The sequence below is a fragment of the Xenorhabdus entomophaga genome, assembly GCF_037996725.1.
GTDB classification, from domain to species: Bacteria; Pseudomonadota; Gammaproteobacteria; order Enterobacterales; family Enterobacteriaceae; genus Xenorhabdus; species Xenorhabdus khoisanae.
Map to the genome: position 1 here is coordinate 1 of NZ_JBBMXH010000409.1, position 313 is coordinate 313.

1 protein-coding gene is annotated in these 313 nt (G+C 49.8%); it reads left to right on the forward strand.

All coding sequences use genetic code 11. The features are described from left to right. The coding region (locus AAC854_RS24805) for a contractile injection system protein, VgrG/Pvc8 family (protein WP_340619173.1) at positions 1-313 on the forward strand (313 nt) is incomplete at both ends.

A 313-nucleotide genomic window follows, 5' to 3' on the forward strand; every position in this document is an offset into this window, starting at 1 on the left:
GGACAGCCATATTTACCATCGCCAGAGTGTGCCGGATATCATGAACCTGTTGCTGAAAAAACACCATGTTCAGGCTGATTCCCAACTGGAAGATACGCATCAGAACCGGGAATACACCACCCAGAAACGGGAATCCGATTATGCATTTTTCTGTCGGCTGGCCGCGGAAGAAGGCATTAGTTTCTGGTTTGAGGATGAAACGCTGTTTTTCAGTGACAGCCATTTGGGAATGACGGCTAATCTGCCGTTGCAATACCAGCCACAACCGGATACGGCTCACGGGCAGGACGTGATTTATCAGGTACGTCTGGGT